This is a genomic window from Arthrobacter sp. 10T416, from assembly GCF_056394165.1.
The window spans coordinates 233,042-247,759 of sequence record NZ_JBFTHI010000002.1; the positions used below are offsets into that span (position 1 = coordinate 233,042).

Annotated in this window: 14 protein-coding genes and 1 riboswitch; of the genes, 7 read left to right on the top strand and 7 right to left on the bottom strand. The window is 69.4% G+C overall.

The genetic code is table 11. The features are described 5' to 3' along the window. Positions 1 to 137: 137 nt before the first annotated feature. The 3 genes from AC1DBE_RS04940 to thiO form a co-directional block, all read right to left on the bottom strand. A complete protein-coding gene (locus AC1DBE_RS04940) occupies positions 138 to 944 on the bottom strand; it encodes a thiazole synthase (protein ID WP_476969781.1) in 807 nt (268 codons plus the stop codon). 5 nt (positions 945 to 949) lie between these two features. Beyond that, the gene (thiS, locus tag AC1DBE_RS04945; RefSeq protein ID WP_476878210.1) at positions 950 to 1,186 is read right to left on the bottom strand and encodes a sulfur carrier protein ThiS; all 237 of its coding nucleotides are present in this window, start codon (positions 1,184 to 1,186) and stop codon (positions 950 to 952) included. Next, on the bottom strand, positions 1,183 to 2,433 hold the full coding sequence (gene thiO / locus AC1DBE_RS04950; RefSeq protein ID WP_476969782.1) for a glycine oxidase ThiO: 1,251 nt from the start codon (positions 2,431 to 2,433) through the stop codon (positions 1,183 to 1,185). Before thiO ends, thiS begins: the two co-directional genes overlap by 4 nt. Further along, a riboswitch (TPP riboswitch) is annotated at positions 2,424 to 2,541 on the bottom strand. (Overlaps the previous gene by 10 nt.) 26 nt (positions 2,542 to 2,567) lie before the next feature. Between thiO and thiE the strand changes: the two genes are divergently transcribed. Continuing rightward, positions 2,568 to 3,272 (top strand): thiamine phosphate synthase, encoded by a 705-nt coding sequence (gene thiE, locus AC1DBE_RS04955; RefSeq protein WP_476969783.1) that lies wholly within the window; start codon positions 2,568 to 2,570, stop codon positions 3,270 to 3,272. On the opposite strand, the gene AC1DBE_RS04960 is transcribed toward thiE, so the two are convergent. Next, on the bottom strand, positions 3,273 to 3,944 hold the full coding sequence (locus tag AC1DBE_RS04960; protein ID WP_476903062.1) for a ferritin-like fold-containing protein: 672 nt from the start codon (positions 3,942 to 3,944) through the stop codon (positions 3,273 to 3,275). 40 nt (positions 3,945 to 3,984) lie between these two features. Between AC1DBE_RS04960 and AC1DBE_RS04965 the strand changes: the two genes are divergently transcribed. From AC1DBE_RS04965 to AC1DBE_RS04975, 3 genes are all read left to right on the top strand, one after another. Further along, positions 3,985 to 5,541, top strand: a complete 1,557-nt coding sequence (locus tag AC1DBE_RS04965; RefSeq protein ID WP_476969784.1) for an RNB domain-containing ribonuclease — start codon at positions 3,985 to 3,987, stop codon at positions 5,539 to 5,541. Positions 5,542 to 5,870: 329 nt separating this feature from the next. After that, positions 5,871 to 7,619, top strand: a complete 1,749-nt coding sequence (locus AC1DBE_RS04970) for a DEAD/DEAH box helicase (RefSeq protein ID WP_476969785.1) — start codon at positions 5,871 to 5,873, stop codon at positions 7,617 to 7,619. 8 nt (positions 7,620 to 7,627) lie between these two features. Next, a complete protein-coding gene (locus tag AC1DBE_RS04975; RefSeq protein WP_476880508.1) occupies positions 7,628 to 8,521 on the top strand; it encodes a DNA-methyltransferase in 894 nt (297 codons plus the stop codon). Positions 8,522 to 8,549: 28 nt separating this feature from the next. Here AC1DBE_RS04975 and AC1DBE_RS04980 read toward each other — a convergent pair whose 3' ends face one another. Both AC1DBE_RS04980 and AC1DBE_RS04985 read right to left on the bottom strand, forming a co-directional pair. After that, positions 8,550 to 9,158 carry a MarC family protein gene (locus tag AC1DBE_RS04980; protein ID WP_476903261.1) on the bottom strand — a complete coding sequence of 203 codons (609 nt, stop codon included), beginning with the start codon at positions 9,156 to 9,158 and terminating at the stop codon, positions 8,550 to 8,552. Between the two features lie 8 nt (positions 9,159 to 9,166). Beyond that, positions 9,167 to 10,012, bottom strand: a complete 846-nt coding sequence (locus tag AC1DBE_RS04985; RefSeq protein ID WP_476903064.1) for a PHP domain-containing protein — start codon at positions 10,010 to 10,012, stop codon at positions 9,167 to 9,169. A gap of 71 nt (positions 10,013 to 10,083) precedes the next feature. Between AC1DBE_RS04985 and AC1DBE_RS04990 the strand changes: the two genes are divergently transcribed. Beyond that, positions 10,084 to 11,667: an aminopeptidase P family protein gene (locus tag AC1DBE_RS04990; RefSeq protein WP_476969786.1), complete on the top strand. Its 1,584-nt coding sequence runs from the start codon at positions 10,084 to 10,086 to the stop codon at positions 11,665 to 11,667. Positions 11,668 to 11,753: 86 nt separating this feature from the next. On the opposite strand, the gene AC1DBE_RS04995 is transcribed toward AC1DBE_RS04990, so the two are convergent. Further along, on the bottom strand, positions 11,754 to 12,650 hold the full coding sequence (locus AC1DBE_RS04995) for a YflT domain-containing protein (RefSeq protein WP_476969787.1): 897 nt from the start codon (positions 12,648 to 12,650) through the stop codon (positions 11,754 to 11,756). 77 nt (positions 12,651 to 12,727) lie between these two features. Between AC1DBE_RS04995 and AC1DBE_RS05000 the strand changes: the two genes are divergently transcribed. Both AC1DBE_RS05000 and AC1DBE_RS05005 read left to right on the top strand, forming a co-directional pair. Further along, positions 12,728 to 14,011 carry a magnesium transporter MgtE N-terminal domain-containing protein gene (locus tag AC1DBE_RS05000; protein ID WP_476878387.1) on the top strand — a complete coding sequence of 428 codons (1,284 nt, stop codon included), beginning with the start codon at positions 12,728 to 12,730 and terminating at the stop codon, positions 14,009 to 14,011. Continuing rightward, positions 13,992 to 14,711 (top strand): DUF1003 domain-containing protein, encoded by a 720-nt coding sequence (locus AC1DBE_RS05005; RefSeq protein WP_476878388.1) that lies wholly within the window; start codon positions 13,992 to 13,994, stop codon positions 14,709 to 14,711. Before AC1DBE_RS05000 ends, AC1DBE_RS05005 begins: the two co-directional genes overlap by 20 nt. Positions 14,712 to 14,718 lie beyond the last annotated feature (7 nt).

Here is a 14,718-nt window from a genome sequence, read left to right on the forward strand (position 1 = left end):
GTGCGGGAAGGCTTCCCGGGACGTGCCGGCGACCTGCAGACCACGGTGTGCCGCGGTCTAAGGGACACAATAGACACGTTGCCGTTTCCGCAACAGTGCTCAACTACCCTGCAGTACGTTTCCGTGGCCCGCTGCGGCTAGAGGAACTCGGCACGGCCCTCCATAGCGGAGGACGCGAGCGCGTGTTCCCGCCGCGGAATCCGGCCCGCCAGCCGTGCCAGGCGCCCGGCGATGACGGCGTGCTTGAATGCCTCGCCCATCAGGGCAGGGTCCTGCGCCCGGGTGACGGCGGTGGCCAGCAGCACGGCGTCGCAGCCCAGCTCCATGGCGAGCGCCGCGTCGGACGCGGTGCCGATGCCGGCGTCAAGCACCACCGGCACCGAGGCCCGGGACACGATCAGCTCGATGTTGTGCGGGTTCAGGATGCCCAGCCCCGTGCCGATCGGGGCGCCCAGGGGCATCACGGCGGCGGCACCCAGGTGCTCAAGCCGGAGGGCCAGGACGGGGTCGTCATTGGTGTAGGCAAAAACCTTGAAGCCACGGCCCACCAGCTGCTCCGTTGCCTCCACCAGTTCCAGGGCGTCCGGCAGCAGGGTGTGCTCATCGGCAATGACCTCGAGCTTCACCCAGTCCGTCTCCAGGGCTTCCCGTGCCAGTTCGGCGGTGAGCACGGCGTCCCGGGCGGTGAAGCAGCCGGCGGTGTTGGGCAGCACCCGGATGTTGTGGTCCGCCAGCAGCTGAAACAGCGATCCGCTCTCGGCCGGGGAGTAGCGGCGCATGGCCACCGTGGTGAGCTCGGTGCCGGAGGCCACCAGCGCGGCGCCCAGTCCGTCGAGGCTGGGCGCGCCTCCGGTGCCCATGATCAGCCGCGAGCGCAGGTCGACGCCGTCTACGGTCAGCAGGTCACGGCCTGGCTGGGCCTGGGTCAGTACGGTCTCTTCCATGGCGTTTATCCTCCCTGCACTGCGGTGACGAGTTCGACGTCGTCGCCCTCGGCGAGCGCCGTCGCGTGCCACTGGCTGCGCGGGACCACCTCGGCGTTGCGGGCGACCGCGACGCCGAGCTTCCGCCCGTCCGTGGCCTGGCCGTTGGCGGCAAGCGGCCGTCCGGTGACCCCGCTGACCAGGGCGCTGACGGTGGCGCCGTCGGCGACGGCGTGCTGTGCTCCGTTGAGCCTGATGTTCATGCTGGTGTCCTGTCTTTTGCTGGGAACTTATGGGCCGCGGCCTCCGGGCGGGGAAAGCGGTCGGGGCGGAACCGGGCCCAGCGCGGATCCGGCCGGCCGTCCAGCAACGCCTGGCAGATCGCCGCGGCGGCCGGAGTCAGCAGGACCCCGTGCCGGAAGAACCCGGTGGCGATGATCAGGCCCTCGATGTCAGGGCCATCCCCCGGACCGGCGACCCGCCCGATCAGCGGGGCGTTGTCCGGTGTGCCCGGCCGCGCCCGCGCTGTGGCTTCCAGCAGTTCGAGTTCGGCGACCGCCGGAAGAAGCTGCTGGGCGTCACGCAGGAGCTGGTAGACGCTGCCGGCCGAGACCGCGCTGGCGGTCGACGGTGCGTCCTCGCGCTGGGTCGCGCCGATCACCACCGTGCCGTCGTCCCGGGGCACGATGTACACCGGGACCCCGCGGACCAGCCCCCGGACCGTGGAGCCCAGCAAGGGACGGAGCCGGGGCGGCACCCGCAGCCTGAGGATGTCACCGTAGACGGGGCGCAGCGGCAGCACCAGCCCCTGCGGCAGGGCCTGCAGATCGGCTGCGCCGAGGCCGTTGGCCACGACCGTTTCGGTGGCACGGATATCTCCCCCGCCCTCCAGCCGGGCCCCGGCGACGCCGCCGTCCTCCCAGAGCAGGGCCGCCGCCCGGCTCGGCACGGCCACGAATTCCGGGTCGGCGGCCAGCAGACGCCCCATCCGTGCCAGCAGCCGCCGCGGGTCCACCTGGTGGTCGGCGGGGATGGCGAAGGCGCAGGAGATGCCGGGGCTCAGAAGGGGCTCCCGGGACCGTGCCTCCCGCACCGTCAGGGGGTCCACGGCGAGGCCGCACGCCAGCTGCACCTCCCGCAGGTCGGTGAGCGCCCGGCGGTCGGCGGCGTCCACGCCGACGGCGAGGGTCGGCGTCGTGCTGTAGCCGGTGCTGCCCGGCTGCGGGCCGCCGTCGGGCAGGTCCCCGGGCGCGCCGTCGGCCAGGCTGGCGGCGAAGGCCGGCCACAGCCTGGAGCCTTCGAGCATCAGGGCCAAGAGGTCTTCCTCCTGGTAGTGAAGTTCGCTGACCGGCGCCAGCATGCCGGCGGCGGCCCAGCTGGCGCCGCTGCCGGGGGCATCATCGATGAGGGCCACAGTCCGGCCGGAGCGGCGCGCTGCCCAGGCGATTCCGTGGCCGATCACTCCCCCGCCGATCACGGCGACGTCGTACGGTACGGCTGGTGGGGTCATGGTTTCCTTCCCTACGCCGGTACTAACCGGATCAGGTCAAGCGGTCGGCTCTGACGCCCTCTCAGCCCGGCGGCCGCGTACGGCCCGCGGGCTCCCGCGGTATGCGCCCAGTTTAGAGGAACTACGCTTGGGATATGAGCCAGGACCTGCACACCACCGCCCGCCTGTATCTGTGCACTGATGCACGGAAAGAGCGCGGGGACTTTGAAGATTTTGTCGACGCTGCCTTTGCCGGCGGGGTGGACATCATCCAGTTGCGGGACAAGTCGCTGGAGGCGGCCGAGGAACTGGAGCTCCTCGGGGTCCTGCACGCCACGGCGCAGCGGCACGGCCGGCTGTGGGCCGTCAATGACCGCGCCGACCTCGCCTCGCTGGCGGGTGCGCCGGTCTTCCACATGGGCCAGAAGGACATTCCGTTCACGGCGGCCCGCGACTTCCTGGGCAAGAACACGGTGATCGGCATGTCCACCCACACGCCGGACCAGGTGGACGCGGCCATCGCCGCCTCCCCGGGCCGGACCGGCTTGGACTACTTCTGCGTGGGGCCGGTCTGGGCGACGCCCACCAAGCCTGGCCGCGCCGCGGTCGGAACGGACCTGGTGCGGTACGCCGCCGCGGCTATCGGGCGGGCCTCGGAAGCCGGCGTCGGCAAGGTCTCCGGAGTGGTGCCGTGGTTCGCGATCGGCGGGATCGATCTGGGCAACGTGGAGCAGGTGGTCGACGCCGGGGCCCGCAGGATTGTGGTGGTCCGGGCGATCACCGAGGCCGCGGACCCGGCGGGCGCAGCGCGCGCCCTGCTCGCCGCGCTCGACGCCGGCGCGGATTCCGACGTCGGCTAGCTAGCCCGCGAGCCCCAGCCCGGACATCCGGCGGGAGTGCCCGGCGGCGAGTTCCGCGGTGAGCTCCCGGGCGAGCTCACCGGCCCGGGCCGGGTCCTCACCGGCCAGCCCGTCGAGGAACGCGTGGTCCACACTGACCCGTTGGGCCTGGGTGAGCGCCTCGCCGAGCAACCGCCGGGCCCACAGGGCCAGCCGGGAAGCCAGCCGCGGGTCATCGGCCAGCGCCGCCTTCAGCCGCTCCCGGAGCACGGCCGTCGCGTCGCCTGCGGACTGGACCTGCTCGATCAGACCGGCCGTGCCGGCGTCCACATAACCCGAAACCCGCCGGTAAAAGTCGGCGGAGACCGTGTCGATGACGTACGCCTTCATCAGTGACTCGTACCAGTCGGCGGGCCGGGTGCGCTCATGGAAGTGGTCCACCGAGGCCTGGAACGGCTGCATCGCCTCCTCCGCGTCCACGCCGAGTTCGGCCAGTTTCGCGCAGACCAGCTCGAAGTGCTGGAACTCGATGACGGCAAGGCGGCCCAGCACGGACCGGTCGTGCAGGGTGGGCGAATACCGGGCGTCGGAGGAGAGCCGTTCGAACGCCGACAACTCCCCGTAGGCCATAACGCCCAGCAGGTCCCTGCGGAAACGGTTGAAGCGGGCGGGCTCATCCGGGGAGGTGCTCATGCTTCAACACTAGCGGCGGAAATCGGGCTACCCTGATTCCGTGTCTCATCATCGCCTGACTCCGAGCGTCCGACAGCAGCAGAACCAGCTGGCCCAAGCGCTGAACGCGCTGCGCACCGTCCTGGAACTGCCGGGGCCGTTCCCGGCCGACGCGCTGCGGGACGCCGAGGCCGCCGTGGCCGGCCATGAGCTGCCCGGCCTGGACCTGACGCACGTGGAATTCGTGACCATTGATCCGGCGTCCTCCACGGACCTGGACCAGGCCCTGTTCATCGACCGCTCCGGTGACGGCTACAAGGTGTTCTACGCGATTGCCGATGTCCCCTCCTTCGTGGCTCCCGGCGGTGCGCTCGACGCCGAGACCAGGCGCCGCGGGCAGACGTTCTACACCCCGGACGGCCGGATCCCGCTGCACCCCGAGATCATCAGCGAGGCCGCCGGCAGCCTCCTCGCCGACCAGCTCTGCGCCGCTTTCGTCTGGGAGTTCGACCTCGACGCGGCCGCCGAGGTGTCCTCGGTGCGGGTCCGGCGGGCGCAGGTCCGCAGCCGTGCCAAGCTCAGCTACCACGGTGTGCAGGCGGATCTGGACGCCGGGACCGCCGCGCCCGTGCTGCAGCTGCTCAAGGAGGTGGGCAGCAAACGGGTGGAGCTCGAGCGCGCCCGCGGCGGGGCAAGCCTGAATATTCCCGAACAGGAAATCGAGCAGCTGCCCGACGGCGGCTACCGGATCGTCGCCGCCCCGCCGCTGCCGGTGGAAGACTGGAACGCCCAGATTTCCCTGATGACCGGGATGGCCGCGGCCGAGCTGATGCTGCAGGGCAAGGTGGGCATCCTGCGCACCATGCCGGCCCCGGATGAGCGCTCGCTCCGGCACTTCCGGCGCCAGACCGGCGCCCTCGGCAAGCCGTGGGACGGCCGGATCAGCTACGGGGAATACCTGCGGACCCTGGATCCCACCGACCCGCGCCAACTGGCCATTGTGCACTCGGCCGGGATGCTGTTCCGCGGCGCCGGCTACACGCCGTTCGACGGCGTGGTTCCCGAGGACGCCATCCAGTCCGCCATCGGGGCGGCGTACGCCCACTCAACGGCCCCGCTGCGCCGCCTGATCGACCGGTTTGTCCTGGTCATCTGCGAGGCGCTGTCCAACGGCGACGAGGTTCCAGAGTGGGCCCGCGAGGCACTGCCCTCCCTGCCGGCGATCATGGCCGCCTCCGACCAGTTGGCCGCCAAACTCGAGCGGCTGGCGCTGGACACAGTGGAGGCCGCCCTGCTCATCAACCACGTCGGCCAGGAGTTCGACGCCGTCGTCATCTCCGGATCGAAGCCGGCCAAAAACGGTGCACCCAACGGTGCGAATGGTGCCAACGGCGCGAATGATGCGAACGGTGCGAATGGTGCCCCGGCCAACGCCAACGGCAACGGCAACGCGAATGGAAACGGGAACGGCAACGGCCCGTCCGGGATCGTCCAGATCGCCGAGCCCGCGGTGACGGCACGCTGCCCCGGCGAGCTGGAGTCCGGCACCCAGGTGCGGGTGCGTGTGGTGTCCGCGGACATCGTCACGCGGGAGGTCCGGCTGGAGCTGGTGGGCTGAATTACCCCGTCCCGGCCCAACACCGCACCCGGAGCCGGTGTGGCCTGTGCCGCGCCGCTGCCAGCCGCCGTCGGGGTTCCGAACGCCGAACAGCTAGACTGGAACGGTAGTAATGGATGCCCGGTCGTTGATTTCCATGTTTTATGAATTCAACAAGCCCGCCCCTACGCGATCTTGAGACACACCCGCTGGTCCCAGTGCCAGCACCTAGATAGCCCGCGATCGGCTTCCGCTGGACATGCTTGCGCGCCTGTGCGTGCTCCGGAACGGCCGCCCGGCCGGCCCCGTCGAGCAAGCAGCGCAGCCCAAATGAATAAGGAAACTCCCCTGTGAGTGAATTGCACACGCACCAGCTTCTGACCGACGAATCCGGCACGGAAACGATCGAGCCGGAAGAGACCATCATCTCCGACGAGACCCCCCACGAAATCGCGGAAAAGTCGTTCGCCGACTACAACGTCCGCGCCGACATCGTTGAATCCCTGGCGGACGCCGGCATCACCCACCCGTTCCCGATCCAGGCCATGACCCTGCCCGTCGCCCTCGGCGGCCACGACATCATCGGCCAGGCCAAGACCGGTACCGGCAAGACCCTCGGCTTCGGCATCCCGGCGCTGCAGCGTGTGATCGGCCGCGATGACGCCGGCTACGCCGCGCTGCCTGCCCCCGGCGCGCCCCAGGCCCTCGTGATCGTGCCGACCCGTGAGCTCGCCGTCCAGGTCGCCAGCGACCTGCAGACCGCCTCCCGCAAGCGCAACGCCCGGATCACCACCATCTACGGCGGCCGCGCCTACGAGCCGCAGGTCGAGGCGCTGCAGCAGGGCGTTGAGGTCGTCGTCGGCACCCCCGGCCGCCTGATCGACCTCTACAAGCAGAAGCACCTGGTCCTCAAGAACGTCAAAATGGTCATCCTGGACGAGGCCGACGAAATGCTGGACCTCGGCTTCCTGCCCGACGTCGAGACCCTGATCGCCGGGACCCCGGCCGTCCGCCAGACGCTGCTGTTCTCGGCCACCATGCCCGGCCCGGTCATTGCAATGGCGCGGCGGTACATGACCCAGCCCACCCACATCCGCGCGGCGGACCCCGAGGATGAGGGCCTGACCAAGCGCGACATCCGCCAGTTGATCTACCGCGCCCACAGCATGGACAAGGTGGAGGTGGTGGCCCGCATCCTGCAGGCCCGCGGCCGCGGCCGGACCATCATCTTCACCAAGACCAAGCGCACCGCCGCGAAGGTTGCCGAGGAACTCGTGGACCGCGGGTTCGCCGCGGCCGCCATCCACGGCGACCTCGGCCAGGGCGCCCGCGAACAGGCGCTGCGCGCCTTCCGCAACAACAAGGTGGACGTCCTTGTCGCCACCGACGTCGCGGCCCGCGGCATCGACGTCGACGACGTCACGCACGTCATCAACTACCAGTGCGTCGAAGACGAGAAGATCTACCTGCACCGCGTTGGCCGCACCGGCCGCGCCGGCAACAAGGGCACCGCCGTGACCTTCGTCGACTGGGATGACATGCCGCGCTGGGGCCTGATCAACAAGGCCCTGGGCCTGAGCTACCCCGAACCGGTCGAAACCTACTCCTCCTCCCCGCACCTGTACGAGGAGCTCGACATTCCCGAGGGCACGAAGGGCCGCCTGCCCCGGGACAAGCGCGTGCTTGCCGGTGTGGACGCCGAAGTCCTCGAGGATCTGGGCGAGACCGGCAAGAAGAACGCCCGCGGCGGCGCGCCGGCCGGCGGCCGTGACGGGTCCAGGAGCGGCGGCCGCGACGGCGGCCGTGCGCCCCGTGAGGGCGGCCGTTCCGGCAACCGCGAGGGCGGCCGTGACGGCGCCCGCGAAGGATCGCGCGAAGGCGGCCGCTCCGGTGAGCGCCGACGTCGTACGCCGGAAAAGGACACCACCGCCGCGGCACCCGCCGAGGCAACGGGCCGCGCTGCGGCAACCGCCGGCGCCCCCACCGAGGTAGACCGGGCCACCCGTGCCCGCCGCCGCACCCGCACCCGCCGCCGCAACGGCGAAGTGGTGGCTGGCGAGGCACAGGGCGGAGCTACGGCACGCGGCACCGAGGCCTAACCCGCACCATGGCTGACACCGTCTGGGCGCCGGACGGCAGCAATCTGGTGGTACACGCGGACAACGCGGAGTACCTCCCGACGCTGCCGGACGGCGCCTTCACACTCATTTACGTGGACCCGCCGTTTAACACCGGACGTGTCCAGCGGCGCCAGGAAACCAAAATGGTGCTGAATGCCGGGGGCGAGGGCGACCGTGTCGGCTTCAAGGGCCGCTCCTACGACACCATCAAGGGTGCGCTGCACAGCTACGACGACGCCTTCAGCGACTACTGGTCCTTTTTGGAGCCGCGGCTGGTCGAAGCGTGGCGGCTGCTGGCCGATGACGGCACGCTGTACCTGCACCTGGATTACCGCGAGGTGCACTACGCCAAGGTCATGCTCGATGCGATCTTCGGCCGGGAGTGCTTCCTGAACGAAATCATCTGGGCCTACGACTACGGCGCCCGCGCCAAGTTCCGCTGGCCCACCAAGCACGACAACATCCTCGTCTACGTGAAGAACCCGGCGAAATACCACTTCGACAGCGCCGAGGTGGACCGTGAACCGTACATGGCGCCGGGGCTGGTGACACCGGCCAAGCGGGAACTGGGCAAGCTGCCCACCGACGTCTGGTGGCACACGATCGTCTCCCCCACCGGCAAGGAAAAAACCGGCTACCCGACGCAGAAACCCGAAGGCCTGATCCGGCGGGTGGTCGCCGCCTCATCCCGGCCCGGCGACTGGTGCCTGGATTTCTTCGCCGGTTCGGGCACGCTGGGCGCCGTAGCGGCCAAGCTCGGCAGGAAGTTCGTCTGCGTGGACCAGAACCAGGCCGCCGTCGACGTGATGGCCAAACGGCTTGGCGCATACGCCGAGTTCACGGCCCAGCCGGAAGCCGAACCGCCGGCCGTCCCCAGCTAGCCCTTCGGCTGCTGGCCGGCAGACGCCGTCAGGTCCAGCTCTTGACGAAGGCGTGCACGGCGTCGGCAATCATCTGCACCGCGATCGCGGAGAGCAGCAGGCCGGCGATCCGGGTGACCAGCTCGACGCCGTTCTCGCCCAGCGCGCGCTGCACGAGGCCGGCGAACCGCATCGCCAGGTACAGGGATGCGAGCGTGACCGCAATTCCAAGCCCGACGGCGAGGTACTGCGCCATGCTTCCCGAACGCTGAACGAAGACCATGACCGCCACAATCGCGCCGGGGCCCGCCATCAGCGGGGTCCCCAGCGGCACAAAGGCGACGTTTTTGTACTTGGCCGCGTTCTCCTCGCCGCCGGTGGAACCGGTGAGCAGCTGCAGCGCGATGAGCACCAGCAGCAGGCCGCCCGCGCCCTGCAGCGCCGCCAGCGAGATGTGCATGTAATTGAGGATGGACTGCCCGAAAATCGCGAACGTCACGATCACGCCGGTCGCCACCAGCAGCGCCTGCAGCGCGGAACGGTTGCGGTCCCGGGCATCCATCTGGGCGGTCAGGGACATAAAGATCGGAACGGTGCCGGGCGGGTCCATGATCACGAACAGCGTGACGATCACCGAGGCCAGGAGCTGAAGGTCAATCCAGTCCATCAGCGCACCACGGACGTTCCGCTGGCCTGTTCCTCGATCCGGGCCAGCACCTCCGGGGCGGTCAGGTTCTCGCCCAGCAGGTTCGGTTTCCCGGCCCCGTGGTAGTCCGAGGAGCCGGTCACCAGCAGGCCGTGCTGTTCGGCGAGGCGGCGCAGGAACACCCTGCCCTCTTCCGGGTTGTCCCGGTGGTCGATCTCGAGCCCGGCCAGGCCGGCGTCGATCATCTCCCGATAGGTGCGCTCCCCCACTACCCGTCCGCGGGAGGACGCCACCGGATGCGCGAAGACCGGCACACCGCCGGCGTCGCGGACCAGTTCGACGGCGTATGCCGGATCCGGCGCGTAGTGCTGCACCCAGTACCGGGAGCGCGAGGTCAGGATGGTCTCGAAGGCCTCGCTGCGGTCCGCCACAACACCCGCGGCCACCAGGGCGTCGGCGATGTGCGGGCGGCCCAGGGTGGCGCCCGGGGCTACGTGGTGGATGACGTCGTCCCAGCTCAGCGGGTAGTCCTCGGCGAGCAGGCTGACCATTCGTTCGGCGCGGGTGAACCGGGCGTCCTTGGCTTTGGTGATTTCCTCCAGCAGCCCGGGGTGTGCGGGGTCGTGGAGGTAGCTGAGGAGGTGCACGCTGATGCCCTCACTGGTCCGGCAGGAGACTTCCATGCCGGGGACCAGTGCCACGCCGAGGTTCCGCGCCGCGGCCGAGGCCTCTGCCCAGCCGTCGGTGGAGTCGTGATCGGTCAGGGCGACGACGTCGAGCCCCGCCTCCGCAGCCGACGCGATCACCCCCGCTGGGGGCTGGGTGCCGTCGGAAACGTTCGAGTGGGCATGCAGGTCAATCCTCACCTGCCCAGCCTAGTAGATCCGCCGGGGCGGCTTGTTGGCCTAAGCCGCGCCGCTGGTGAGACTATGGGACGGTGAACGATGCAGATAACACCCAAGTCTCCACTTCCCAGCCCCTCGAGGAGCGCGTCAACAACCGCTCACAGCGGCCCAGTTCCGACGCCTTCAAGGCATTTATGGCCAGCAATTGGGCTCCGGCCCCGGACCAGCTCCCCGAGCTGGATGCCGTCGCCGGCCACGCCGCGGCCCGCCGTCGAGCCATCTCCGAGCTGTTCAAAGGTGAACGCCTGGTCATCCCCGCCGGCCCGTTGAAGGTCCGCTCCAACGACTGCGACTACCGGTTCCGCCCGCACTCAGGCTTCGCGCACCTCACCGGCCTGGGCCTGGACCACGAGCCCGACGCTGTGCTGATCCTCGAGCCCACCGATGAAGGTGCCGGCGACGACGGCGGCCACCACCGCGCGACGCTGTACTTCCGGCCCCTGGCCGGCCGCGACACCGAGCAGTTCTACGCCGACTCGCGCTCCGGCGAGTTCTGGATCGGCGCCCGTCCCACCCTCGCCGAGTTCAAGGCCAAGCTGGGCCTCGAGACCGCCGACCTCGGCGAACTCGAGCTCGCCATCACCAAGAACGTCGGCGCCCCTGAAATCGGCGGCACCTCCATCCGGCTGGTGCGCAAGGTGGATGAGAACATCGACGCGCTGGTGGACACCGCCCGCTACAACACCGCGAAGGATCCGGAGAACCTGGACCTGGGTGTCCTGGACGCCCTGGACGAGAAGCTCAGCGAAGCCCTCTCCGAGCTGCGCCTGATCAAGGACGAGTGGGAGGTCGAACAGATGAAGACCGCTGTGGCCGCCACGGTCCAGGGCTTCACCGAAGTGGTCAAGGCCCTGCCGCGGGCCCTGACCCACCACCGCGGCGAGCGCGTGGTCGAAGGCGCGTTCTTCGCCCGGGCCCGCGAAGAGGGCAACGAACTCGGCTACGACACCATAGCCGCCTCCGGCAACAACGCCACCGTCCTGCACTGGACCCGCAACACCGGCAAGGTCACCGCCGGTGAGCTGCTGCTGCTCGACGCCGGCGTCGAGGCCGATTCTCTGTACACGGCGGACATCACCCGCACCCTGCCGGCCAACGGCACCTTCTCCGAAATCCAGCGCAAGGTCTATGAGGCAGTGCTCGACGCCGCCGACGCCGGCCTTGCCGCCGCGCAGCCCGGCACGAAGTTCCGCGACATCCACACTGCGGCCACCACGGTGCTGGCCGAGCGCCTCGCCGAGTGGGGCCTCCTGCCCGTCTCCGTTGAGGAGGCCATCAGCTCCGAAGGCCAGCAGCACCGCCGCTGGATGCCGCACGGCACCAGCCACCACCTGGGCCTGGACGTGCACGACTGCGCCCAGGCCAAGCGTGAACTGTACCTCGACGGCGTCCTGACCCCGGGGATGGTCTTCACGATCGAACCCGGCCTGTACTTCAAGGAAGAGGACCTGGGGATTCCGGCCGAGTACCGCGGCATCGGCGTCCGGATCGAGGACGACATCCTGATGACGGCCGAGGGCCCGGTCAACCTGAGCGCCGCGCTGCCGCGCCGGGCCGACGACGTCGAGTCCTGGATGGCCGGCATCTACCAGGAAGTCGAAGCCGAGCAGCCGTAGCAACCGGAAGACACATAAGAAGGCACAAAAAAGGGAGGGCCGCCGGTGATGAACCGGCGCCCCTCCCGTTTATCGTGAAGGTGTCCCTACTGCTGGTCACCCTCGCGGCGGGGGTCGTCCTGACGGGGGGTCTCCTGCCGGGGCTCCTCCGTGACCCGGACACCGTACTGCGGTCGCCCGTCCGGCAGGTCGGGGTAGGCGATGGCGGAGGGGCGGGACGGCTGCTGTTCCTGCACGGTTTCGCCGTTGGCGCCAGGCTCGCGGCCGGCGTCGGCGGTCCGCTGGCCGTAGGGGTCGCTCCAGCCCGCCGGACGCTGCGGAGCCTGGCCCTGGCCGGGCTGGCCGTAGCCCTGCGGAGGCTGGCCCGGCTGGCCGTAGCCCTGCGGGCCGTGTCCGGGCTGGCCCGGCTGCTGCGGTCCCGGCTGGAACTGGGGCTGGTGGTCCGGCTGCTGGCGCACCGGAGCGGAGGCGTCATGATGCGTCATGGGAAGCTGGTGCAGCAGGCGGCGCGCCTCGTGGGCAGCCTCAAAGGCCACCACGACGTCGTAGTTCGTGGCCACAACCTGGCTGGTGGAAGTGAAGTCGCGCTTACCCCGCTGCATCGCGTACGTGACGATGCCGAACAGCATAAAGAAGGCTGCACCCATCAGGACCGAGGTGACGATCGAGAAGTAGCCGCCGGTCTCCGAGAAGAAGGAGAGCATTACGCCCACGAACAGGCCGAACCACATGCCGCTCAGTGCACCGGAGAGTGCAACGCGGGGGTACGTCAGGCGGCCGGTGACGCGCTCCACCATCTTCAGGTCATTGCCGACGATCGAGACCAGCTGCACCGGGAACTGCTGGTCCGCCAGGTAGTCCACCGCCTTCTGGGCGTCCAGGTAGGAGTTGTAGGAACCGACTGTGTCCCCTTTGGGAACCGTGCGGGACTCGTCCGCCCCGCCGGGACCACCGGCCTTAGGACCACCAAAAATGTTTGACATACGCCCATTCTCACCCATCCGGCTGGGCAGTACCTGCAAATTCAGCTAAAAGAGAGCGGACTCGGTAGCCTGTAGGGGTGAGCACAACTCTTTCGCGGGTATTTGTCGCGCGCCTCCTCGGACTGGACGTCTTCGACCCCCTGGGCGACCGTCTGGGACGGCTGCGCGACGTTGTGGTGCTCTCCCGCGGCAACCGGGGCGCCCCGCACGTGGTGGGCATCGTCGTCGAGGTGCCCGGCAAGAAGCGAGTCTTCGTGCCGATGACCCGCATTACCTCCATCGACCAGACCCAGGTCATCTGCACCGGGCTGGTAAATCTCCGCCGGTTCGAACAACGCGGCGCGGAAACGCTGGTGGTGGCCGAAATGTTCGATCGCCGCGTAACCCTTGCCGACGGCAGCGGGGACGCGACCATTGAGGACATCGCCATGGACCGGCACCGCTCGGGGGACTGGTTTGTCAGCAAACTCTTTGTCCGCCGCGGCCACTCCCTCTCCCCGCTGAGCCGGCTGCGCCGCAACGAGACCATGATCATCGACTGGGCCGACGCGCAGCAGGGAGCCCGCACGGAACCCCAGGCCGCCACCCAGTTCGTCGCCACCCACGAGGACCTCAAGCCAGCCGACTTCGCCGAGGCCCTGCAGGAGATGAGCGACAAGCGCCGCTTTGAAGTCGCCAGCGAACTCCAGGACGAACGCCTCGCCGATGTCCTGCAAGAAATGCCGGAGGGCGACCAGGTGGAGATCCTGTCCGCGCTCGACGTCGAACGCGCCGCCGACGTGCTCGAAGAGATGGACCCCGACGACGCCGCCGACCTCCTCGCCGAGCTCCCCAGCGCCCAGGCCGAGGAACTCCTCCAGCTGATGGAGCCGGAAGGCGCCGAAGACGTGCGCCGCCTGCTCGAATACGACGAGGACACCGCCGGCGGCCTCATGACCCCGGTCCCGGTCATCCTGCCGCCGGAAGCCACCGTTGCCGAGGCGCTGGCCCACGTCCGGCGCGAGGAACTCTCCCCCGCCCTGGCGTCGTCGATCTTCATAGCCCGCCCGCCGCTGGAGACTCCCACGGGGCGTTTCCTCGGCGTCGTGCACATCCAGCAACTGCTGCGCTACCCGCCGCCGGAGCCGCTGGGCAACCTTGTGGACAAGAACCTGGAACCTGTGTCTGACCAGGCCCACATCAGCGAGGTCGCACGTGCCCTGGCAACTTACAACCTCAACTCACTCCCCGTGGTCAACGACGACGGACGGCTCGTCGGGGCGGTGACTGTTGATGACGTGCTTGATCATCTGTTGCCCGATGACTGGCGCGCCCACGAGGACGACGCCCCGATAAGGAAGCTTGGAGGCCGCATTGGCTGATATCAGCACGCCCCGGAACTCCAACGCCCGGCCCGGTGCCCGGATGACGGGCAGCCTCGACACCCCGCTGAGCGGCCGGCAGCGGATCCTCCCGAAGTTCTCCCCCAACCCGGACGCGTTCGGGCACGCCACCGAAGGCTTCGCCCGGTTTATGGGCACCCCGCAGTTCCTGGTCTACATGACCGTGTTCTGTGTGTTCTGGCTCGCCTGGAACACCTGGGCGCCCACCGACTGGCAGTTCGACTCCCGGGACCTCGGCTTCACGCTGCTGACCCTGATGCTGTCCCTGCAGGCGTCCTACGCCGCTCCCCTGCTGCTGCTCGCGCAGAACCGCCAGGACGACCGGGACCGGGTCTCGCTCCAGCAGGACCGCCAGCGCGCCGAGCGCAACCTCTCGGACACCGAGTACCTGACGCGGGAACTCGCCTCGCTGCGCATCGCCCTGCGCGAAGTGGCCACCCGTGACTACGTCCGCGCCGAGCTCCGCAGCCTGCTGGAGGACATGCTTGAAGCGCAGGAGGAACTGCGCACCCACGACCCCTCCGCGGGCATGCACGAATCCCCGCGGGACAAGGTCAAGGAAAAGCTGAAGGAACGCCGCGACAAACAGCGCAGCCCCCGCACCCAGCAGATCCCCCGCGTCAAGACCGGACCGGACGGCCAGGATCCGTCCGCGCCGCGCACCTTCCCCGAAAGCTGAGCCCCAC